General features: G+C 52.0%; 20 protein-coding genes. All 20 read right to left on the bottom strand.

Features of this window, described 5'->3' with window-relative positions:
* Positions 1 to 37: 37 nt before the first annotated feature.
* Complete coding sequence (locus EH198_RS01900) at positions 38 to 832, bottom strand: TIGR00282 family metallophosphoesterase (RefSeq protein WP_124693857.1); 795 nt, start codon at positions 830 to 832, stop codon at positions 38 to 40.
* Between the two features lie 164 nt (positions 833 to 996).
* Positions 997 to 2,538: a ribonuclease Y gene (rny, locus tag EH198_RS01895; protein ID WP_124693856.1), complete on the bottom strand. Its 1,542-nt coding sequence runs from the start codon at positions 2,536 to 2,538 to the stop codon at positions 997 to 999.
* Between the two features lie 311 nt (positions 2,539 to 2,849).
* Positions 2,850 to 3,584 (bottom strand): regulatory protein RecX, encoded by a 735-nt coding sequence (locus tag EH198_RS01890; protein ID WP_124693855.1) that lies wholly within the window; start codon positions 3,582 to 3,584, stop codon positions 2,850 to 2,852.
* 130 nt (positions 3,585 to 3,714) lie between these two features.
* Entirely contained in the window at positions 3,715 to 4,776 is a 1,062-nt protein-coding gene (gene recA, locus EH198_RS01885) for a recombinase RecA (protein WP_124693854.1), read from the bottom strand.
* 335 nt (positions 4,777 to 5,111) lie between these two features.
* On the bottom strand, positions 5,112 to 6,398 hold the full coding sequence (locus EH198_RS01880) for a competence/damage-inducible protein A (RefSeq protein ID WP_124693853.1): 1,287 nt from the start codon (positions 6,396 to 6,398) through the stop codon (positions 5,112 to 5,114).
* Positions 6,399 to 6,528: 130 nt separating this feature from the next.
* Positions 6,529 to 7,116: a CDP-diacylglycerol--glycerol-3-phosphate 3-phosphatidyltransferase gene (gene pgsA / locus EH198_RS01875; RefSeq protein WP_124693852.1), complete on the bottom strand. Its 588-nt coding sequence runs from the start codon at positions 7,114 to 7,116 to the stop codon at positions 6,529 to 6,531.
* Positions 7,113 to 8,441 (bottom strand): 30S ribosomal protein S12 methylthiotransferase RimO, encoded by a 1,329-nt coding sequence (gene rimO / locus EH198_RS01870; RefSeq protein ID WP_124693851.1) that lies wholly within the window; start codon positions 8,439 to 8,441, stop codon positions 7,113 to 7,115. The genes pgsA and rimO overlap by 4 nt, the downstream gene beginning before the upstream one ends.
* A gap of 131 nt (positions 8,442 to 8,572) precedes the next feature.
* On the bottom strand, positions 8,573 to 9,064 hold the full coding sequence (locus EH198_RS01865) for a YajQ family cyclic di-GMP-binding protein (protein WP_124693850.1): 492 nt from the start codon (positions 9,062 to 9,064) through the stop codon (positions 8,573 to 8,575).
* A gap of 154 nt (positions 9,065 to 9,218) precedes the next feature.
* On the bottom strand, positions 9,219 to 9,380 hold the full coding sequence (locus EH198_RS24455; RefSeq protein WP_179035996.1) for a hypothetical protein: 162 nt from the start codon (positions 9,378 to 9,380) through the stop codon (positions 9,219 to 9,221).
* Between the two features lie 85 nt (positions 9,381 to 9,465).
* Entirely contained in the window at positions 9,466 to 10,467 is a 1,002-nt protein-coding gene (locus EH198_RS01860; RefSeq protein ID WP_124693849.1) for a RodZ domain-containing protein, read from the bottom strand.
* Between the two features lie 25 nt (positions 10,468 to 10,492).
* The gene (locus EH198_RS01855; protein ID WP_124693848.1) at positions 10,493 to 11,260 is read right to left on the bottom strand and encodes a DUF3388 domain-containing protein; all 768 of its coding nucleotides are present in this window, start codon (positions 11,258 to 11,260) and stop codon (positions 10,493 to 10,495) included.
* A gap of 182 nt (positions 11,261 to 11,442) precedes the next feature.
* On the bottom strand, positions 11,443 to 11,706 hold the full coding sequence (locus EH198_RS01850) for a DUF3243 domain-containing protein (RefSeq protein ID WP_025335302.1): 264 nt from the start codon (positions 11,704 to 11,706) through the stop codon (positions 11,443 to 11,445).
* A gap of 90 nt (positions 11,707 to 11,796) precedes the next feature.
* Positions 11,797 to 12,555 (bottom strand): elongation factor P 5-aminopentanone reductase, encoded by a 759-nt coding sequence (gene ymfI, locus EH198_RS01845; RefSeq protein WP_379310254.1) that lies wholly within the window; start codon positions 12,553 to 12,555, stop codon positions 11,797 to 11,799.
* 8 nt (positions 12,556 to 12,563) lie between these two features.
* A complete protein-coding gene (gene yfmH, locus EH198_RS01840; protein ID WP_124693846.1) occupies positions 12,564 to 13,844 on the bottom strand; it encodes an EF-P 5-aminopentanol modification-associated protein YfmH in 1,281 nt (426 codons plus the stop codon).
* On the bottom strand, positions 13,844 to 15,127 hold the full coding sequence (yfmF, locus tag EH198_RS01835) for an EF-P 5-aminopentanol modification-associated protein YfmF (RefSeq protein WP_124693845.1): 1,284 nt from the start codon (positions 15,125 to 15,127) through the stop codon (positions 13,844 to 13,846). The genes yfmH and yfmF overlap by 1 nt, the downstream gene beginning before the upstream one ends.
* 171 nt (positions 15,128 to 15,298) lie before the next feature.
* The gene (gene sleB, locus EH198_RS01830) at positions 15,299 to 16,141 is read right to left on the bottom strand and encodes a spore cortex-lytic enzyme (protein ID WP_124693844.1); all 843 of its coding nucleotides are present in this window, start codon (positions 16,139 to 16,141) and stop codon (positions 15,299 to 15,301) included.
* Between the two features lie 172 nt (positions 16,142 to 16,313).
* Entirely contained in the window at positions 16,314 to 18,956 is a 2,643-nt protein-coding gene (locus EH198_RS01825) for an FtsK/SpoIIIE family DNA translocase (RefSeq protein WP_124693843.1), read from the bottom strand.
* A 95-nt stretch (positions 18,957 to 19,051) separates the two neighbouring features.
* Complete coding sequence (locus EH198_RS01820) at positions 19,052 to 19,276, bottom strand: YlzJ-like family protein (protein WP_124693842.1); 225 nt, start codon at positions 19,274 to 19,276, stop codon at positions 19,052 to 19,054.
* Positions 19,273 to 20,046 carry a ClpP family protease gene (locus EH198_RS01815; protein WP_124693841.1) on the bottom strand — a complete coding sequence of 258 codons (774 nt, stop codon included), beginning with the start codon at positions 20,044 to 20,046 and terminating at the stop codon, positions 19,273 to 19,275. The genes EH198_RS01820 and EH198_RS01815 overlap by 4 nt, the downstream gene beginning before the upstream one ends.
* A gap of 221 nt (positions 20,047 to 20,267) precedes the next feature.
* Entirely contained in the window at positions 20,268 to 21,947 is a 1,680-nt protein-coding gene (locus EH198_RS01810; protein ID WP_124693840.1) for a ribonuclease J, read from the bottom strand.
* Positions 21,948 to 22,141: the final 194 nt, after the last annotated feature.

The following is a 22,141-nucleotide window of genomic DNA, read 5'->3' as shown; positions in this document are numbered from 1 at the left end:
TTTTATCCCGAAATGCCTATGCCCCACCCCTTCTAACCTAGTCCATTACCCACTCGTCTTCCCGCATCCTAATCTTTTCAAGACGTTTGGCCTTGCCCGTATCCTCATCCAGCTCCGCAAATAATCCGTGAAGCATCCATTTTCCCTCATCCACCACAAAACGGGACGGAAGCTGGGTGGTAAACTTGTAGAGTACCGCATCTTTTTCCATACCCAAAATTCCTTCTCTTGAACCAACCATGCCCGCATCGGTCAAATAAGCTGTCCCGCCAGGCAAAATCGTATCGTCATTACTCTGGACATGGGTATGCGTGCCTACGACAATCGATGCACGTCCATCCATAAACCAGCCCATCGCTATTTTCTCAGAAGTGGCTTCCGCATGGAAATCAACCAAAATGCACTTATGCTGTCTGCGCAGCTCTTCCACAATCTCTTCGCCGATCCGGAAAGGACAGTCAATAGCCGGCAAAAAGGTTCGCCCCTGCAAGTTGACGATTGCCAGCTGCTTGCCGTTTCCTTTGACAACCGTGTAGCCTTGACCCGGCGTGCCCGGAGGGAAATTGGCAGGACGCACCATGCGCGGCTCGTCATCGATAAACTCGAAAATATTCTTGTTATCCCAAGTGTGGTTGCCCATCGTGATGCCGTGGACACCCCAGTTGAAAAATTCATTCGCAATCGCAGAGGTGATGCCTCTTCCTGCCGCGGCGTTCTCTCCGTTAACGATGATGATATGCGGCTGGTACTTGCTCTTCAGGGAAGGCAGCGTTTCCCGCAGTGCTTTGCGGCCGGTATTTCCTACAATGTCGCCGATAAACAAAACTTTAATATAAATCTCCTCCTAGCAGTACGCGTTCAACGCTATAAGCGAGCGCGGTTAACATTCCTCTATTGCCGATTAAAAACGCCGCTGTCTATGCCATGGCTTATGAACTGCAGGCGTATTAGTAAAGAAAAGTGGCACCGTCAAAGGCGCCACTTTTCTGATTATGCCTATTTAGCGTACTCAACCGCCCGTGTCTCGCGAATAACGGTGACCTTGATATGCCCCGGGTAGTCCAGTTCATTTTCAATCGTCTTCGTAATATCGCGCGCCAGACGGAAAGCTTCGGCATCGTCGATTTTGTCAGGCTGCACCATTACGCGGACCTCGCGGCCGGCTTGAATCGCATACGACTTCTCGACGCCTTCGAAGGATTCGGAAATCTCCTCCAGCTTCTCCAGACGCTTGATATACGTTTCCAGCGTTTCCCGGCGTGCTCCCGGTCTTGCCGCCGACAATGCGTCAGCCGCACCGACCAGCATGGCGATAACCGAGGTCGCTTCGGCGTCCCCGTGATGGGAAGCGATGCTGTTGATGACAACCGGATGCTCTTTATATTTCTTCGCAAGCTCTACGCCAATCTCGACGTGAGAGCCTTCCACTTCATGATCCAGCGCTTTGCCGATATCATGCAGCAGTCCCGCGCGTTTGGCTAACACGATGTCTTCCCCAAGCTCACCGGCCATTAACCCGGTCAGATAAGCAACCTCCATGGAGTGCTTCAATACGTTCTGACCGTAACTTGTGCGGAATTTCAGACGACCGAGAATCTTAATCAAATCCGGATGCAGGCCGTGAACGCCAACCTCGAAGGTGGCCTGTTCGCCGTATTCCCGAATCCGTTCATCCACTTCCTTACGCGATTTCTCGACCATTTCTTCGATTCGCGCCGGATGAATGCGTCCGTCCGCCACCAGCTTCTCCAGTGCGGTACGGGCCACTTCCCGGCGAATTGGATCAAATCCCGACAAAATAACCGCTTCCGGCGTGTCGTCAATAATAAGGTCGATACCGGTAAGGGTCTCCAGAGCACGGATATTTCGGCCTTCGCGCCCGATAATCCGACCTTTCATTTCCTCATTAGGAAGTGTAACAACAGATACCGTCGTTTCCGCCACATGATCGGCGGCACAGCGCTGAATGGCAAGGGTTATAATCTCGCGGGATTTCTTGTCCGCTTCTTCCTTGGCCTGCTGCTCAATGTCCTTGATCATTTGGGCCGTTTCATGCCGAACTTCCTGTTCCACATTGGAAAGAATAATGCTTCTTGCGTCTTCCATACTCAAATTGGAAATGCGCTCCAATTCGGTAACCTGATTCTTGTAAATCACATCAATTTGCTGCTGGGTTTCATCAATTCGTTTCTCTTTGTTAGCCACTTGTTCTTCTTTTCGTTCAAGCGATTCCATTTTTTTATCCAGCGATTCTTCCTTTTGCAGCAACCGTCGTTCCTGACGTTGGATTTCATTCCGACGTTCACGAGTTTCTTTCTCAGCTTCGGTACGGATTCTGTGGACCTCATCCTTCGCTTCCAATACCGTTTCCTTCTTCAGCGCCTCCGCTTCCTTCTTCGCGTTCTCCACGATTACGGTAGCGGCCTCTTCCGCGCTGGAAATTTTAGCTTCTGCAAGGGATTTCCGAATAAAATAACCGAACCCAAAGAATAATGTCGCTACAACGAGAACGATAATGATCCAGATCCAGATAGCCATCTGTTTCACCTCCTCGTTGGTTCCTCCAAGGCATTCCTTGGGAATTGTGCAGTTGTCAAACTATCCGTTCTTCACCATACAAAAAACCGGTAAATTCACCGATTGCCGAACTGCACATGCTTCACATGCACACTGCCCGCCGCATCCGGCGATTACATTTCATATGAGTTGATACGCGAATCGTTAAGAAAAAAAGAGGCCCTTTTTGGGAAGGAAAAAGGATTCTTATTTTATGCCGATTCATGTTATATTTTATTATTTATAAAAAGACATTGTCAAGAGAGTCAATCCTGGGAGCAAAGTCAAGCGAGTCAGTCGAACTCATAAAAATCGTCCTCCGCTCCGCCCATATCCTCGTCCTGCCGGAGCGAGTTAAGAACGCTTCGGACAATTTCTCCCGAAAAACCGCGTCTCATCAGAAAAGCGCCTGTCTTCCTTCTCTTATCGGAGGTCTCTCCCTTGATCGCATTCCATTTCCTGCGTCCGAGGTCAAGCGCGCTCTGCCGCTCCTGCTCCAAGCTGATTCCGTCCAGCGCCTCGGCAATGACCGATTTGTCCACTCCTTTGCCGCGCAATTCGTGGCGAACCCACAGCTTGCCCTTACGGTGTCCGGTCACCCGCTGCTCCGCCCACTGCTTCGCATACTGGGTATCGTCAATCAGCCGTTCGAGCCGCAGCCGTTCCAGCACTTCGGCAATTATAGCTTCTCCGATTTCCTTCTGCCGCAAACGTCTTACCATCTCCATTCCCGTCCGCGGCTTGCGTTCCAAATAACGCAGTCCTTCGACATAGGCCCGCTGCCGTTCATCGGCTACTACAATCTCCTGAAGGTCTTCCTTCGTAAAGATATTTCCGGAAATCATCCGGTATTTGATCATAATATCCTCATGGACACTCAAATTGTATGCCCCAAAATGCAGGATATAGCGGTGATCGGATTTTTTTTGACGTTCCACCTTGGTAATCGTTAGCGTTTCATTGTCTGGAAACTGCGAGAGCACGCCTTCTTCCGGCTGCTCGGCTTCAGAATCAAGCTGTATAGTCATGAGTGTCCATTCCTCCATCCTTCTCGCATATCCCGGCTTGACGCAGCAGGGCGGCGTCATTCTTGTTTCTTTTCTTTCATAATAAAAGACGCCCTGTATAGTTATAGAGGGCGCCTTACTTTTCAAGAGATTATTCGACTTCGAGCAATGCCTGTTCTTCCTGCTTCTCGGCCTCGATCTCCGCTTCGGAAGGAGCGGCGACGATTGTAGAGAGATTGCTCGCTTCACGAATCTTGTTCTCGATGACAAGCGCCACATCCGGATGCTCCTTCAGGAACTGCTTCGCATTCTCGCGGCCTTGACCCAGCCGCTCACCTTCGTAGGAGTACCATGCGCCGCTCTTGTTGACGATATCCATTTCCGTACCGATATCAACAAGGCTGCCTTCTCTGGAAATACCCTCGCCGTACATAATATCGATGTCCGCTTGTTTAAACGGTGGCGCTACCTTGTTCTTCACAACTTTGATCCGTGTGCGGTTACCCACCATATCATTGCCCATCTTAATGCTCTCTACACGCCGCACATCAAGGCGAACCGTAGAGTAGAATTTCAATGCGCGGCCGCCGGGAGTCGTCTCCGGATTACCAAACATGACGCCGATTTTCTCGCGAAGCTGGTTGATGAAAATGGCAATCGTCTTGGATTTGTTAATGGAGCCGGACAGCTTGCGCAGAGCCTGGGACATCAGCCGCGCCTGCAGACCCACATGGGAGTCGCCCATCTCGCCTTCGATTTCAGCTTTAGGAACCAATGCTGCAACCGAGTCCACTACAATAATGTCCACCGCGCCGCTGCGAACAAGCGCTTCCGCAATCTCCAGAGCCTGTTCGCCGGTATCCGGCTGGGACAGCAGCAGTTCGTCAATGTTAACGCCCAGCTTGCTTGCATAGCTTGGATCGAGCGCATGCTCTGCGTCAATAAAAGCTGCTTGTCCGCCCGCCTTCTGAACTTCCGCAATCGCATGCAGGGCGACCGTTGTCTTACCGGAAGATTCCGGTCCGTAAACTTCTATAATGCGGCCTTTAGGAAGTCCGCCGATTCCCAAAGCAATATCTAAAGCCAACGATCCGCTGGGTACGACCTCAACCTGCATATGGGTGGATTCGCCCAGCTTCATGATGGAGCCTTTACCGAATTGTTTTTCTATTTGACGGAGCGCCATTTCAAGCGCCGCACGACGATCTGACAATCAGATCACATCCTTTTCACGGTTTATAATATCAAGAAAATATAACTGAATGAGCTTTCATCTGGACCTGCAAGAAGAGCAGCAGCTGTTCTTATATTTATATTGTACCTTGTTTTGGAGCGTTTGCCAAGCATTTTTTCGAACATACATTCGTTTTTTTCGACCTTCAAACCGCCATTCCCTTTTATTGTAATCCCCCTTTACAGAGTCAATGCCGTGCACAAATCGCCTGCATAAAGCACTTACCCTCTACAAAAAAACAAAAAACCGCGGCAAAGAGAATTCAATGCCACGGTTCTTCCGTATGCCATCATTATATAGAAATAAAGCCCATCTTACAAGCCCGAGCCTTCAGGCGGCGTATCGACATTTCGCTCCACCAGTCTGCGCCACAGCTGATACAGGATCGCTTTAACGGAACGAATACGGATATTCTCACGGTTGCCTTTCAGCTTCAGTTCAAACACTTCCGTCTTTCCATTTCTCTCCGCGAGCCCGATATAGACCAGACCCACTGGTTTGCGCTCCGAGTAACCCGGGCCCGCCACGCCGGTAATCGACAGCCCATAGTCCGTGTCGGCGGTCAGCCTGACCTGCTCGGCCAGAACTTCGGCCACCTCGCGGCTGACTGCTCCAGGGGCGTCGGCTCCTTCCAGATACTCCTTGGGAACATTCAGCAGCTTGTGCTTCATCTCATTGGAGTAGCATACAATGCCTCCCATAAACGTTGAAGCGCTGCCGGGGATGCTTGTGATGGTCTCCATTAGAAGTCCTCCGGTACAGCTCTCGGCACAGCTCACGGTGATTCCCGCATCCGCCATCCAGTCCACGATTACCTTTTCCAGCGGAACATCGATATTGGCATACAAATGGTTGGGAAGAATGTTTCGGATTTGCTCCTCCAGCGCATCCAGCTTCTCCATCGCTTCGCTGTAGGATGGCGCTTTTGTGGAAATGCGCACCGTTACCTCTCCTTCTTTGGCATAAGGAGCGATAGTCGGATCGTTTTGTCCGTGGATAAGATCGATCAACTTGTCTTCAAGCAGGGATTCCCCGATGCCGGCAAATTTAAGCATTTTGGAATAAAGGGGCATCTCATCCGTCAACGCATGCTGCTGCAGCCAAGGCTTGGCTTTCTCCGTGAACATCGGTTTCATTTCTCTGGGAGGTCCGGGCAGAACGATATAATAATTGCCCTCATGACTGATTGCGAGACCTACAGCCAGTCCCGTCTCATTCGGAAGCGGTGTCGAATCGTCGATCACAAGCGCCTGCTTGCGGTTGTTCTCGGTCATTTGGACGCCCCGGTCGCTGAAGAACTGGTCCACATGATCCATCGCCATCCGGTCGATATGCAGTCCTCTGCCCAACGAAACCGCCAGAGCGTCCTTCGTCAAGTCATCCTCCGTCGGTCCGATGCCTCCTGTGAACAGGATAAGATCGGCGCGTCCCTTTGCGATTTCTATAGCCTCCTGCAGCCGGATGCTGTTATCGCCTACCACCGTCTGAAAATATACGTCGATACCTAGAGCGGCAAGTTCTATGGACAAAAACTGGGCGTTGCTGTTCACGATTTGCCCGAGCAGCAGCTCGGTGCCGACTGCAATGATCTCTGCTTTCATTATTGGTTTCGCCTCCTGATATATGCGCCTGACGGCTTCAGACAGAAACAGGGCAATAGGTTAAGAGTTCCTACTGCCCCGCTGAAGTTGACGTAAAGACGTATTGGATGTTGAGGTTCGGTTAGATTTCTTATGCGTTATGGGCCTGCAGCAATTCCTTATTCTTCACGAAATAATCGATTCCCGAGTAAATGGTAATCAGAGCGGCCGCCCAAATGGCTATATCGTCAAAAGGGATGCCGACGAACTGGAACGGAAAATTGTTGAGCAGCAGCAGGGAAATCGCTACGATCTGCACTACCGTTTTGATCTTCCCCCATTTGCTGGCGGCCACGACCTTGCCATCCAGCAGCGCTACCTGGCGAAGGCCGGTCACCGCAAATTCCCGGCTGATAATGATCACGGCGATCAAAGAATCGCATCTCCCTAACTCTACCAATGAGATCAGAACAGCCGATATAAGCAGCTTGTCCGCCAGAGGATCAAGAAGCTTGCCGAGGTTGGTCACCATATTATATTTGCGTGCAATGTAGCCGTCGATCCCGTCCGTGCTTGCCGCCAGGAGAAAAATGATGGCCGCTATAAGATGATTAACTGAAAGCTGGAAAGAGCCCCAATGCAACGGCTCCGGGTAAAATCTGAAATTGACAAGCAGAAACAGCATCATAATCGGGATTAGGCATATTCGGGCTATCGTAATGCGGTTGGGCAAATTCACTGAAGTTCCTCCCCTGACAAATCGTATTCAAAAGCGTGGGTGATCCGGACCTTCGTGATTTCCCCGATGCAAACATCTTTGCCTCTCACGAACACTTCGCCGTCGATTTCAGGAGCGTCATACTGCGAACGGCCGATGTATACGTCGCTGCGGCCGTCGTACCGCTCCACCAGCACATCCAGGACTTGACCGACATACCGGCTGCCCCTGTCGCGGGTAAGCTGGCGCTGAAGCTCCATCAGCGTGTTGGCTCGCCATTCCTTGACCTCATCCGGCACCTGGTCAGGCAGGCGCGAAGCCGGCGTTCCTTCTTCGTTGGAATAGGTAAATACCCCCAGCCGGTCGAAGCCGATTTCACTCACAAAATCGCAGAGCCGCTGAAAATCCTCCTCGGTCTCCCCTGGAAAGCCGACAATTATCGAGGTGCGCAGCGATACGCCGGGAATCATTTCACGGATACGTTTCACCAGACTGCGGATGTCCTGCTGCCGTCCCGGTCTGCGCATGCGTTTGAGAATGCCGTCTTCGCTATGCTGCAGAGGCATGTCCACATACTTGCAAATTTTTGGATTGTCCGCCATGGTCCGGATCAGTTCGTCTGTAAAAAAACCGGGGTATGCATAATGCAATCTGACCCATTCGATCCCTTCCACTTCGCTCACCCGGTTCAGCAGCTCGGGCAGCTTGAATCCATCATATAGATCGGTTCCATAATTGGTGGAATCCTGAGCAATCAGGCTGATTTCTTTTACCCCCTGCGCCGCCAGCGTTTTGACTTCGGCCACGATCGATTCCATCGAACGGCTGCGGAACGTTCCGCGCATAATCGGAATGCTGCAGAAAGTACAATTATTGTCACAGCCTTCGGCGATCTTGACATAGGTCGTGTAGCGGGGCGTGGATACCTTGCGGGGCAGCGCCTCCTCATAATTAAAGACCGGATTTCCAACCCACACCGGCCTGCTCCCCCTCACGGCTTCATCGACAATCTGAACGATATTATGAAAATCCCCCGTACCGACAATACCGTCGATTTCCGGCATCTCTTCCATTAATTCCGCTTTGTAGCGTTGAGTCAAACAACCCGATACAATCAATGCTTTCAGGCTGCCGGTCTCCTTTAACTCCGCAAGCTCAAGAATCGTATTCACGGACTGCTCCTTGGCTTCATCGATAAATCCGCAAGTATTTACAATAATAACGGTTGCTTCTTCCTTATCGTCCACAAGCGTATATCCCCGTTCATGAACAAGGCCGGACATAATCTCCGAATCGACCAGATTTTTCTCACAGCCGAGCGTAACGATGTTAATTTTTTCTGTCATCGGTCATCCCCCAATAATCAAGCACGTATCCACATTTTCTCAACAAGTATAATATAGCCATAATTCAGCTGTCAAAAACAGAAAGCACCCCGCAGGGCTGCGTTTAACGGACCGCTGCGGGGTATAAAATGTCATTTCAAGTTCGTGTACTGCAGGTCCAGCGGCAAATCCGCTTTGTTGAGAAGCTGGATAATCTGCTGCAGATCGTCCCTGCTCTTGCCCGTGACGCGAATCTGGTCGCCCTGGATCTGGCTCTTGACCTTCAGCTTGGAGTCACGAATCAGCACATTGATCTTCTTGGCGTTGTCCTGGTCGATTCCCTGCTTAAGGCCGAGCCGTTGACGGACCGTCCCGAGGGAGGCTGGCTCGATCTTGCCGAAATCGAGGTTCTTCAGCGAAATTCCTCTTTTGACCATCTTGGACTGTAAAATATCGATAACCGCGTTTAGCTTGTACTCGTCATCGGATACGATGATCAAAGCGTCCTTTTCCAGCTTAAGACTGCTCTTGCTTCCTTTGAAATCGAATCGGTTCTGAATCTCTTTCTCAGTCTGGTGAATTGCATTGGTTAATTCCTGTACGTCCATTTTGGACACAATATCAAATGAACTTTCCGAAGCCATGGTTCCACGTCCTTTATAAGCGTTATTCAGCTACAATTATATGAAAAAGAAGAGGACAAGTCTAACTGCCGATTGCCTTGGGCCCTCGAACGCAAAAAAACACGCCCCCCTCGAAGGGAATTCCCCTCTTGCGGGAGGCGCTTCTGAGCGCCCGTTATCTGCTTCGGGAAGGACTGCGGAACATGTCCAAAATCCCCAGTACGATATGCGCCAGACCAAAGCCCAGGATACCATAGCCCCAGGCGTTCGGCATTAAGTAGTAACCAAGCAGGCTAACAATAATGCCCAAGCCGGTTACGATCCAGCTGACCGTCATCGATTGCACACCTCGCTTTGATGGATGAACTGTTAAGCCTTTTTAGATTCTCCAAAAAAGCGAGGTATATACGAATATTGGATTCTTATTCGCCTGTGACGGTTGTTTCACCACTGTCAGCCGTTTGTCCGTCGGTGGTGCCGGCCGCCGTTTCGCCTTCGGCCGGAGATCCCGAGCCATCGTCGAGCTCCAGCAAAATACGTGACGTAGACTTTCCGTCCGTTACAGCCTGCCCATTCACAGTAATCTGTGTAGCAGGGGAGTTGCCCGACTTAATATAGATGCCTTCACTGTCCAGCGTAAAGGTCATTGTATTTCCGGAGGCTGTATTTCCATAAGAAAGCTTCTCACCTTTGGAATTTTTGCCTTTATAGACCTCCAGCCAGCTTACGCCTGTCGCCGTAATGACCACCTGCGGGTTTGCGCCGCTCACCTTAAAGACGGTTGTCTTGCCCGACTTCCGGTCCTGAACGACCGTTCCGCCTTCCGGGGATACCGAAGGAGACGGGGATGGAGACGCAGACGGTGAAGGGGATGGAGAAGCGCTGGCTTCCGTGCCTGCCCCGACATCGGCACCCGTTGAAGGGGCCGGGGTCGCGCCGCCCCCAACCGCGGAAGCCGGTCCTGCCGACTGTGTGGCTGCGGGAGCTTGAGTGCTGTCGGTAATCGGATTAGCGTCGGTCTGCTGGTTATCCGATTTCCCCCAGTTTGAAGCATACATGTAAATAACCGCAATAATCAGTACCGGAAAAATCCACATTAAAAGTGTCGGCAGCCATTTGGCATTCCGTTCGGTCTCGGGTCTGCGGCTGCGCTTCTGAAGCACCGACTCCATGGTGGATGGCTCTTCTTTGGACACAGGAACGCTTCCGGGCTCCTGAATGAGTTCATCGGGATTAACACCAACCGCTTCCGCATAAGTCTTGATAAAAGCGCGGACATAAAAACTGCCGGGAAGCACCTTATAGTCCCCCGCCTCGATGGCTTCCAAATATTTTTTGCGGATCTTCGTTACTTCCTGCACATCATCCAGACTCATTCCCTTCTGCAGACGAGCCTCTTTCAACTGCCGGCCTAGTTCCGACATGCCATAACCTCCTTATTCTCTCTATTTACAAATCGTCGCTGTAGCTGTTCGTAAATGTATCGTAAAGAATCTCTTCGTTCGGCGTATTGCGCAGCTCGATTAGAATATCGAAATCGTCATACGTGTACTCCGACTCGCGGACAAAAATATCCGGGTGCTCGATAACCTTTGTACTCGGCATACTCATGATGTCTTTGAGAAGATTGTAATGCTTCTCATTGGACCGGATCGTGCTGACAATGCCGTCGATAATAAAAACGTTATTCGGATTCATTTCATCCTCGGCGAGCTGGCTGCGAACGGTCTGCCGAAGCATTGTAGAGGAGACGAAGGTCCAACGCTTCATCGCACATACGCTTCCCGCGATAATCGATTCCGTCTTGCCGACGCGCGGCATTCCGCGAAGACCGATTACCTGATTGCCTTCCCGCTTAAAGAGCTCTCCCAGAAAATCGACCAGAAGGCCAAGCTCATCCCGCGTAAAGCGAAAGGTTTTGCGGTCATCCGAATCCCGGTCAATATACCTTCCGTGGCGTACAGCCAGCTTGTCAACAAGACGCGGTGAACGCAGCGCGGTCACCGTTATATTTTCAACCTTTTTGAGCATCTCGCCCATCAGCCGGATTTTCTCATCATCATTCGTTTCAAGCAGCATGCCGCGCGTTTTGTCCTCTACCCCGTTGATGGTCAGTATGTTGACCTCCAGCATACCGAGCATCGAGGCGATATCGCCGAGCAATCCGGGTCTATTCTTATGTATCTTGTATTCCATATACCACTGTTTGTATTCCAACTTCTACACCTCGTAATGTAAATTCCCTTTTCCCGAGCCTTGATTCGTCAAAAAACACCAAGATACGACAATCTTTCAGGTTCACGGGTCATGTTAATGATATATAAAATGAAATTGAAAGGCAAGACGAAAGGCCGGACAATTGCAGAAAAGCTCCCGCGAGGGGAGCTTGTTCCGCTGGGCTATGCGTTTTGCTTCGCCAGCTTGACCATAAGGGAAGCGATGGTATGGCGCTGACTTTCGTCGCCCACATCCCACAGCTCTTTGATCGCCCGGTTCGAGGCGTTTTGCGGATCGACCTTTTTATCGAGGAATTCCCCGATCTCAAAAGCCAGCTTGGCGATAGTATCTTCGCTCATGCCGACTTTTTCGGCCTGAATGACCCGTTCGCCCAGAAATTTCTTCCAGGTATCATAGTTTTTAATCACTGTTGACTCTGTTGACATCTTAAATCCTCCTTCATGTTTAAGATTTAAAAGCAACAGTACTAATATGTCCTCGAAGAAAATCCGTTATTCCGGATAATATTTCTACTTTCAGGTAATCCAGCCGCCATTCGGACTAATAATTTGTCCATTTATATAACCGGACTCCGGCAGCGCCAAGAAATATACGAGCGAGGCAATTTCTTCCGGCGCAGCCAATCTGCCCGCGGGAATTTCTTCCTCCAGCATGCGAATCTCGTCCTCTGCCAAGTTATCCAGCATCGCGGTTCTAACCGCTCCCGGAGCCACAGCGTTCACTGTAACGCCCGAAGGAGCCAATTCTTTGGCCAGCGCCTTGGTAAAAGCGTTGACTCCGCCCTTGCTCGCGGAATAGGCGACCTCGCAGGATGCGCCGGAGATTCCCCACACCGAAGACACGTTGATGATCCGGCCATAGCGCTGAGAAACCATATAGGGCATAAAAATCTGGCTGCACAGAAAGGTCCCTTTCAGATTGATGTTCATCACGTCGTCCCAATCTTCTTCGGTAAGATCGGCAAGCATGCCGTAATGCGATTTGCCGGCATTGTTCACCAGAATGTCCGGCTGCATGCCGCTGGCCTCCAGACGTTCGGCCATGCGCTGCAGCTGGCTGCGGTCTCTCAAATCGGCGGCCACAGTCATCACCTGGGAACCGGCGTTCATACAGCGCCGAGCCACCTCATTGGCCGCCTCGTGTGAATTCATATAGTGAATGACAACCTTCATCCGGGCGGAGGCAAAGCGCTCCGCTATGGCGCCGCCGATTCCGCCGCTTCCCCCGGTAACAAGCACCGTCGTTTCTCCGAGAGGCTTGCCGCTCTCTCCCAATATTGGCACTATGGATTCACCACGACAGACACGGCCAATTGACTCCAGTCGATATGCTCGCGCAGCCGCTGATTCACTTCTTCCAGTGAAATGGACTCGTATTCCGGAAGAACGTCGAACAGGTCGCCGCCTCGGAATTGATAACGCGTAAATTCATGGGCAATGCTTTCCGGAGAATTCAGCATACGCAAATAACCTCCGATTTTTTTGTTGCGGGCCCGGATGAAATCGCGTTCCGCGAAACCTGACTCCAGAAGGGGATCAATCTCCTCCCTGATCCGTTTCAGCAGCAGTTCAGGGTCCTTCGTATCGCCGCCGATCGCGGAGAAGGCATACTGCGGCGAGCTGTTAAACTCATGCCCGAAGCTGTCGGAAATCAGCCCTTCATCGTACAGCTTCTGGTACAGGGCCGTGCTGCTGCCGAGCAGCAGGTCGAGCATCAGCTTGGTCGTCAAATCGCGGCGCACGGCTGCCTTGCCGGACAGTCCGATCTCTTTTTCCTTAAAGCCGAAGAGGCATTTGGGCATGGACACGGCAAGCTTATTCTCTAGACGCTTCACACCTACTTGTTCCGGTTCTTGTTCAAAAATCCGTTCAATCTCACCCTGCCGTTCATATGATTTCCGTGCCTGATTGCTGCGAACCAGCTCAAAGACGGATTCCGGGTCAACGCCGCCGACAATAAAGAGCAGCATATTGCTCGGGTGATAAAAAGCGTTATAGCACGTATAAAGCGTTTCTTTGGAAATTGTCGAGATGGATTCCACCGTGCCGGCGATATCAATCCGCACCGGATTCTTCTGATACATCGCTTCGATCAAACCGAAGTAGACACGCCAGTCCGGATTGTCCGCGTACATGTTGATTTCCTGTCCGATGATTCCTTTTTCCTTTTCCACATTCTGATCCGTAAAATAGGGACGCTGGACGAAATCGATTAACGTTTCGATATTCGTTTCGATTTTTTCTGTGGCGGAGAACAAATAAACCGTCTGCTCGAAGCTTGTGAAGGCGTTGGCCGATGCTCCATTCGACGCAAAAGTGGCAAAGATGTCGCCTTCCGGCTCCTCGAACATTTTATGCTCCAAAAAATGGGCGATACCGTCCGGGACCGACGTTTCCTCTCCTCCGGCTACCCGGAAGTGATTGTCCACCGAACCGTATTTGGTCGCAAAAGTGGCGTAAGTCTTTTTGAACCCCGGCTTCGGCAATACATAAACCTTGAGCCCGTTATCCAAAACTTCGTGGTACAGCGTTTCCTGAAGCCTGTCATAATGGATTTGTTCCATTAGCTTTCCTCCTTCTGCCCTGTCAGGAAATAAATCGTATCCAGCGCTACGGTATCGGCGGCCCGCTTCACATCTTCCGCGCCGGAAGCTTCCACCTGGCTCATCAGTTCTTCCGTGGAACGGTCTTTGCCGGACAGTACCCGGTTAAAGTCGAATGCAATCATCTCAAAGGCGGAATCTTGGATTTCCGAAAGCAGATTGCGGATCATCGCCTTGGTCTGACTCAGCTCCAGATCGCTGATGTTTCCGTTTTTCATTTCATCCAGCTGCTTGCGGATAATGTCCACGGCTTTATTGTAGTTTTGAATTTCAATCCCCGATTGAATCGTAGCGATTCCCTTATGTCCGTCATAGCGGGAAGAAGCGTAATAAGCAAGACTCTCCTTCTCCCGGACGTTCACAAACAGCTTCGAGTGCGGATAGCCGCCCAAAATGCCGTTATACATCAGAGCGTGCGCGTAAGCGTCGTCCTTATAGGTAATGGATGTGCGCAGGCCCATGTTCAGCTTGCCTTGGCCGACTTCCATCCGCTCTTCCACCGTTCGAACGTCCATAACGGTCTTGGGGGAAAATTGCGATTGATAGGGGGAAGCCGACCGGTTGCCGAGGCCGAAATGCCGCTCGACTAGCTTTTGAACTTCCTCGGGGCTAGTGTCGCCGACGACATACAAATCGAGAATCGCTCCATCCAGCCAAGAAAGATAGGATTGATGCAGCGAATCAGGAGTAATGGCATCCAAATCCCCCCTCTGTCCGAGCGGATGCAGCCGATAAGGCTCTTCGCGGCACATTTCCTCGATACAGCGTTCTGCCGCGTAACGAATTTTGTCGTTGACAATGGCCTCCAGCTTCTTGCGTACGGTCTCTCGCTCCGTACTTACATAAGATGTCCGGAAGCTGTCGCCTTCAAGCACGGGACGGGTCAGCACCTCGCCCAGAAAAGCGAAGGACTCGCCAAGCAGGCTTTCCTTGCTCTGAACGAACGAGTCATTGATTGTGTCCATGCGGAACTGGATGATTTGGTAATCTCCGCGCTTATAAACGTCGAATCCAAAACCGGCTCCATACAGCTCTTCCAGCCGTTCGCGGAACTGGGTTGTTTCCGGATAGGAAGCCGTGCCCCGACGAAGCACGAAAGGAATCAGCGCGGTAGGGGTGACGGTTTCTTCGGCGAGAGGAACGCCGGCATACAGCGAAATCGCATAAGTCTTGAACGTCTTTGTCGGCAGCACATGAATTCGGATGCCTCCTACGTTGCCATGCTGGAACACGTGATTTGTCAAGTCCAAAACTCCTTTACAGCTTGAATAGAAGCTCATTTACCATGTTTATGAAGTAATATTCATTCTAAACCATTCCAAACTAAGGAAGCAACCGGAAGACAAGTCTTCCGATTGCTTCCATGGAACTGCCGCCAAAGAATACGTTCAATGGCGGACAGTGCGGTTCATATTTTACATACAAAATATATGCTCACCGATGGTCTTCACCTGCTGACGTGTCCAGATCCATTTCGAGGTTGCAGTTTTCGGATTGAAGTAATACAGACAGCCTCCCGTTGGATCCCAGCCGTTCAGTGCCTGCTGAACCGCTTTGCGTGCCTGCACATTGGGCTCCAGATAAATCTGCCCGTCAGCGACGGCTGTAAAGGCTCCGGGCTGGAAGATTACGCCCGAAGGCGTATTTGGAAAGCTTGGGGATTTTGTCCGGTTCAGAATGACCGCGGCAACAGCGACCTGCCCTTCAAATGGTTCGCCCCGCGATTCCCCGAAAACGGCATTTGCCATGATCTTCAAATCGTTCTCCGACAAGCCCATCGTGTTTCCAGACGTCAGCTCCGCCTTGCTAGCAGCTTTGTTGGTTTTGTTCGTATTTTTAGCGGTTTTTGCTCCAGCAGAAGGTTCCGTCGGACGCCAGTTCTTGGTTGCGTTGTACAACTTCAGCTTTGTTTTGGCCCCAACGACGCCGTCAGCCTTCATTCCAAACTTCCACTGAAACCATTTGACCGAGTTCAAGGTTTTGCCGCCGAACTGACTGTCTATTTTACCCGAAAAGTAGCCCAGGTGCTTTAATCGCCCTTGCAATTCGTAAACATCCGGCCCTGAAGCGCCGTATTTAATGGGCGTGGTGCCGAAAGCGGGCAGCGCCTCATCATTTTCCTCGGCGCTATAAGAACTTGCAGCGGAGGTCTGCGGCGTTTTTCCCGATGATTTCTCTCCGGAGAAATGTTCGATCAGCGGGACTGACGCAAGCGTAAGGGATAGTACGGCAATGATCCATAGCTTCTGATTCTTCATTTGGCTTCGCTCTACCTTTCTCTTGTAAGTTCTGCATGGATGGCTAACGTTATTATGACGACCGCGAGGGAATCCTATGCACCTCAGGAACGAAAAGAAAGGTTGATAAAAAGCAAAAACTCAAATAAAAAAGCGCTCCTTTTCCAAAGAAAAAGAACGCTATTTCTTAAAATTATGAGCTGATACGGCTCTGCTGATACTGTTCCAGCGAAATCAGCACCTCGCGCGGCTTGCTGCCCTCGTACGGTCCGATGACGCCTCTGGCCTCCATCGAATCGATCAGCCTCGCGGCCCGGGTATAGCCTACCCGCATCCGGCGCTGGAGCAGCGATACCGATGCCTGCTTGGCCTCTAGCACGATCTGCACCGCCTGCTCGTACAGCTCGTCCTGCGGTTCTTCGGTTTCCCCCGCCGCCTCATCCACTTCCGGAACGATGGACTCGTCATACTCCGCCTCACCTTGGCTGCTGACGTAGTGGACGATCGCTTCCACCTCGGCATCGCTCATGAAAGCCCCTTGAACCCGAATCGGCTTGGAAGAGCCCATCGGCATAAACAGCATATCGCCGCGGCCCAGCAGCTTCTCCGCTCCCGCCATATCCAGGATGGTCCGCGAATCAACCTGCGACGAGACGCCAAAGGCGATCCGTGAAGGAATGTTCGCCTTGATCACGCCGGTGATGACGTCCACCGAAGGACGCTGGGTAGCGATGATCAAATGGATACCGGCCGCCCGCGCCATCTGGGCCAGACGGCAAATGGCGTCCTCCACATCGCCTGCGGCGACCATCATCAGGTCGGCAAGCTCGTCCACAATAACGACGATATACGGCAGGACAGCCGCCGGGTTATCCTTCATAAGCAGATTATAGCCTTCCACATTCCGGGTCCCGGATTTTGAGAACAGCTCGTATCTTTTCTCCATTTCGACCACGATTTTCTTGAGCGCCAGGCTGGCGCGTTTCGGGTCGGTAACGACTGGAGCCATTAAATGGGGAATGCCATTGTACACATTGAGCTCAACCATCTTAGGGTCGACCATTAAAAATTTGACTTCGTCCGGTTTGGCCTTGTACAGAATGCTTGTAATAATGCCGTTGATACAGACCGATTTGCCAGACCCGGTTGCTCCGGCGACGAGCAAATGGGGCATCTTGGCAAGGTTGCCGATAATGGTCTGTCCGGAAATATCCCTGCCAAAAGCTATGGTCAGCTTGGCCTCGGCTTCCTGGAAGATTTGAGTCTCCATGACTTCTCTCATGGTAACCAGCGATACTTCCGGATTCGGTACTTCTATGCCGATGGCCGATTTGCCGGGGATCGGCGCTTCCATCCGGATATCCTTGGCGGCAAGCGCCAAAGCAATATCGTCGGTCAAATTGACGATCCGGCTGACCTTCACGCCGATATCGGGCTGAATCTCGTACCGGGTAACCGCCGGACCCCGGACAACCTCCAACACCTTCGCCCGGACGCCGAAGCTTTCCAGCGTCGCCTCCAGCTTGCGTGCGGTCTGCATATAATCGTTCTGGTCGCCGGCCTTGCCCCCGTTGCTCGGCTTCGTCAGCAGCCGGAAAGGCGGAAGCTTGTACGGCTTCGGCGGCGGGACAGGCTTGGGAGCCACAGCCGCGGGAAGCTCTTCGCCCGTCTCCTCCAGACCGCTGGCGGCTGCCGGCGTGGTGCCGCCGTTCTCATCCTGGACGGCACCTTCCGTCTGTTCCTCGAAACCGGAGCTGTCGTCCGGCTTAATACTGTTCCGCGCAGCCGGAGAGAAGCCGCTCCAGTCCTCCCGGTCCTCGTCGCTTAAGCCTTCCGAACGAATATGCTGAAAGAAATCGCGTATGATAGGAGTCACAGGCTCCAGATCTTGACTTTCGAATTCATAATCGTTGTCTTCGTCCGAATCGGACCAATCCGAACGGGAAGAAACGCCTGAAATGATCGGAACATTCTCCCGTTCCGCTTCCCCCCCGTGTTCGTCATCAGGCAACGGAGAAGCCTCAGATCGGGAACGCGGGGGTTTGCGCTGCATGAGCTTTTCGAAGAACTGAGGCGCTTTTCGATTGGGGAGAGATGTTTCTTCCTCATCCTCCTCCTCATCATCCTCTCGGGAAGAACGCGAACCCGCCGTTGTCCTGTCTCCGTTACGGCCCGTTACCGGCACCGCCTGCGGGCGGCTCGCAACCCGGAGACGGATGCCTTCCGCAAGCTTGACCGCCCGGATTTTAAGCAGGCCAAACAGCTCGATATAGGAAAGATTCGTCACCAGCATAAAACTGATGGAAAGCATGACGATCATAAGAAGCTTGGCGCCAAGCGTTCCGAACAGCCACAGCAAAACCGCGAATTCCAGCCCGCCGACATAGCCGCCGCTGATATCTTTGCCCAGCATGTACACGCTGCTGCCGTTCACGGCGGGAGACAAAGCACCGGCCAGATCCTTCCCGGTCTGCGACAGCACATTGCCGGGATGAAGCATGGACAGCGGTCCAAGCTTCTGCTCCATGGCAGAAATGCTGCTCATCAGACACATCGACAGCACCAGCAGCAGAATTCCGCTGTGCCGGCTGTTCCAGTTTGAAGGCCATTTCCGGTAAATCATCACCATTAATCCGTAATAGATGCCGGCAAGCGGCAAAACGAAATAGAACCGGCCAAGCAAGTAACCGGCCAAGCTCGATAATGAGCGTCCTACAGCCGCCTCGCCGGATAATGCAATAACCGAGAAGGTAATCAGCAGAATACCGTAGATTTCATATTTTAAAACGCTGCCCAGCAGCGCCTTCTTTTTTTTCCGTTTTTTCCGTTTTGCCACGCCAGTCACCCCCGAAACAGTATTATACCATATAATGGCGTGGCGTACCTATGTTCTCTTTTGTCGGAAAATGCGGATCTTACTGCGAACGGTTATCAGCCAGCCCCTGGCGAAAATGAAATGATTTGACCCGGCGCAAGACCGGGTTCCAGATAACGACGCAGCGGGCAGTTCAGCAGCCTTACGATTCTTGCCCTGCCTTCGTCTAGCGGCTCAACCTGCATGAGAATGCCCTGTACAGTGACTTCAACGTATGAAGGCGGCGCCTGTATCGCTCCCTCCCATACCTGATCAGCGGAAATAACGGAATATAGGATCATTGGGTCAATCCTCCCGTATCGGCAGGAACGCCTCTTAGCGAAATCAGCTCATTCAATTTGGCCATTGCGGTGCCGATTCCGCCCACTTCGTCCATGAGGCCGAATTTGACGGCATCGCTGCCACCGACCGCCGTGCCGATGTCCCTGTTGAGTTCTCCCGTCTTAAACATCAGATCCTTGAAGCAATCCACGGAGATACGGGAATGGGACGTGACGAACCGGACAACCCGCTCCTGCATTTTCTCCATATACTCAAAAGTCTGCGGAACACCGATGACAAGGCCATTCATACGGATGGGATGAATCGTCATCGTGGCGCTTTCCGCTATGATCGAATAGCTGGAGGATACAGCTATGGGCACACCGATGCTGTGGCCTCCCCCCACGACCACCGTAACCGTCGGCTTGGACAGCGAAGCGATCATTTCGGCAATGGCAAGCCCGGCTTCCACATCTCCGCCCACGGTATTCAAAATAATAAGCACACCCTTGACCGCCTTGCTCTGCTCAGCCGCGACCAACTGGGGGATAATGTGTTCATATTTGGTTGTTTTGTTATGCGGTGGCATGACGATATGCCCTTCGATCTGACCAATAATCGTTATGCAATAAATCTCCGGTTCGACAGCCGGAGCGGCCGTTTGTCCGAATTCTTTCACCATGCCGATCGCGGCGGCGGCTTGCCGATTCTCCTGTCCGCCCGGCTCCTCTCCCGCAGGATCCTGCTCTTCGTTATAGTTTGATGTCTCGTTAGGTTTATTGCTCTCCATGCTCAGCGCTCCCTTTTCCGCCTGCGCTCCAGCTCTGCAGCAAGCGTATGGTAATAAATCACCCGGTTAGTATGACTAAACGCACCCGGGCATTATGCAGACGCCCATGAAAGTATGAAGCAAGTCCGAAAAATGCGAAAAAACCCCTCTCCGCCGGAAACCGTCCAATATTTCCGGCAAGAGAGAGGCTTTATGGAGTTCAACTTCCAATTTACAATTAATTACACTTCCATGATGATCGGCAGGATCATCGGTCTGCGGCGGGTTTGCTCATACAGGAAGCGTCCGAGCGCATCCTTGACGCTAGTCTTGAGCGATGCCCATTCGTTGACCTTCTCGCTCATCAGACGCTGCAGCGTGCTTGAAACAATCCGGTTGGCTTCGTCAAGCAGACCTTCCGATTCACGGACATACACGAAGCCGCGCGAAATAATGTCTGGTCCCGAGACGATGGCGCCGTTCTGCTTGCTCAGCGTAACGACAACAACGAGAATGCCGTCCTGCGACAGCAGCTTGCGGTCGCGAAGAACGATATTGCCTACATCGCCGACGCCAAGGCCGTCGATCAGCACGTTGCCGGAAGTGACCTTTCCGGCTTTGCGGGCCGAACCGCCTTGAATCTCAACCACTTCGCCAAGCTCGGTGATGAAGATGTTGTCCGGGTCGACGCCAACTGATTGAGCCAGCAGAGCGTGTCTGCGCTGCATGCGGTACTCGCCGTGAATCGGGATGAAGAATTTCGGCTTCATCAGGTTGAGCATCAGCTTGAGCTCTTCCTGGCTGCCGTGTCCCGATACGTGCACGCCGGAATTCGAACCGCTGTAAATGACGTCCGCTCCAAGACGGAACAGTTCGTCAATCGTACGGCCGATGTACTTCTCATTTCCGGGTACCGGCGTTGCCGCGATGATAACGGTGTCGCCAGGCAGAATGTCCACTTTGCGGTGACTCGAACGCGCCATGCGTGTTAACGCCGACATCGGTTCGCCTTGGCTGCCCGTGCAGAGAACGACGACCCGGTTGGCCGCCATCCGGTTCATTTCTTCCGGCTCAATCAGCATGCCGTCGGGCAGATTCAGATAACCGAGCTCGGAAGCGATGGAAACGACGTTAACCATGCTGCGGCCGATTACGGTGATTTTGCGTCCCGTCTGCTCAGCGGCGTTGACGACTTGCTGAATACGGTGCACGTTGGATGCAAATGTCGCTACCACCACGCGCTGTTCGGCTTTGCGGAAAATATCTTCAAGTACAATCCCGACATTTTTCTCCGATGGAGTAAAGCCCGGTTTCTCGGCGTTGGTGCTGTCGGACAAGAGCGCGAGAACGCCCCGTTGTCCGATTTCGGCCATCCGGTGCAGATTCGCGAATTGACCATTGACTGGGGTATGGTCAAACTTGAAGTCGCCCGTATGAACCACGTTTCCTTCCGGGGTCTCGATGCATACGCCGACAGAGTCGGGAATGCTGTGGTTGGTTCTGAAGAAAGTAACGACCAGCGAGCTGCCCAGCTTGATCTCCGAATCCTCGTTGATCAGAATGCGCTTTGTTTCGCCGAGCAGGTTCGCTTCTTTCAGCTTGTTCTCCACCAGACCGAGCGTCAGCTTCGTTCCGTACACCGGAACGTTCAAATGCTTGAGGACATACGGCAATCCACCGATATGGTCCTCGTGGCCGTGCGTCAGCACAATGCCTCTTACCTTGTCGCGATTCTCCGTCAAATAGGAAATATCAGGAATAACGATATCAATACCGAGCATATCCTCTTCAGGGAACTTCAGTCCCGAGTCCACGACCACAATGTCGCTGCCGTATTGTACCACGTACATGTTCTTCCCGATTTCCCCGACTCCGCCCAATGCGAAAATCATCAGTTTATCGTTGTTGTTTTTTTTGGACAAATGAATCTAACCCTCCTATTAATGTTGGACGTCATATGTTATTTAAATCAAGAACTTCAATTCTTTAGCGGCACTGAACATATTCAAAAAGCAGAAAATCCCCCCGCTAAGAAGACAATGGGCGTAAAGGCGCAGAAAATAACCCTAATGAGAGCTTCCCGCCCGCGGGTAGCACATTCCTGTAAGCGAAACAA

Origin of the sequence: Paenibacillus rhizophilus, from assembly GCF_003854965.1 — a bacterium.
In the GTDB taxonomy this organism is placed as follows: domain Bacteria; phylum Bacillota; class Bacilli; order Paenibacillales; family Paenibacillaceae; genus Paenibacillus_AQ; species Paenibacillus_AQ rhizophilus.
This window is presented reverse-complemented; position numbering and strand designations above follow the sequence as displayed.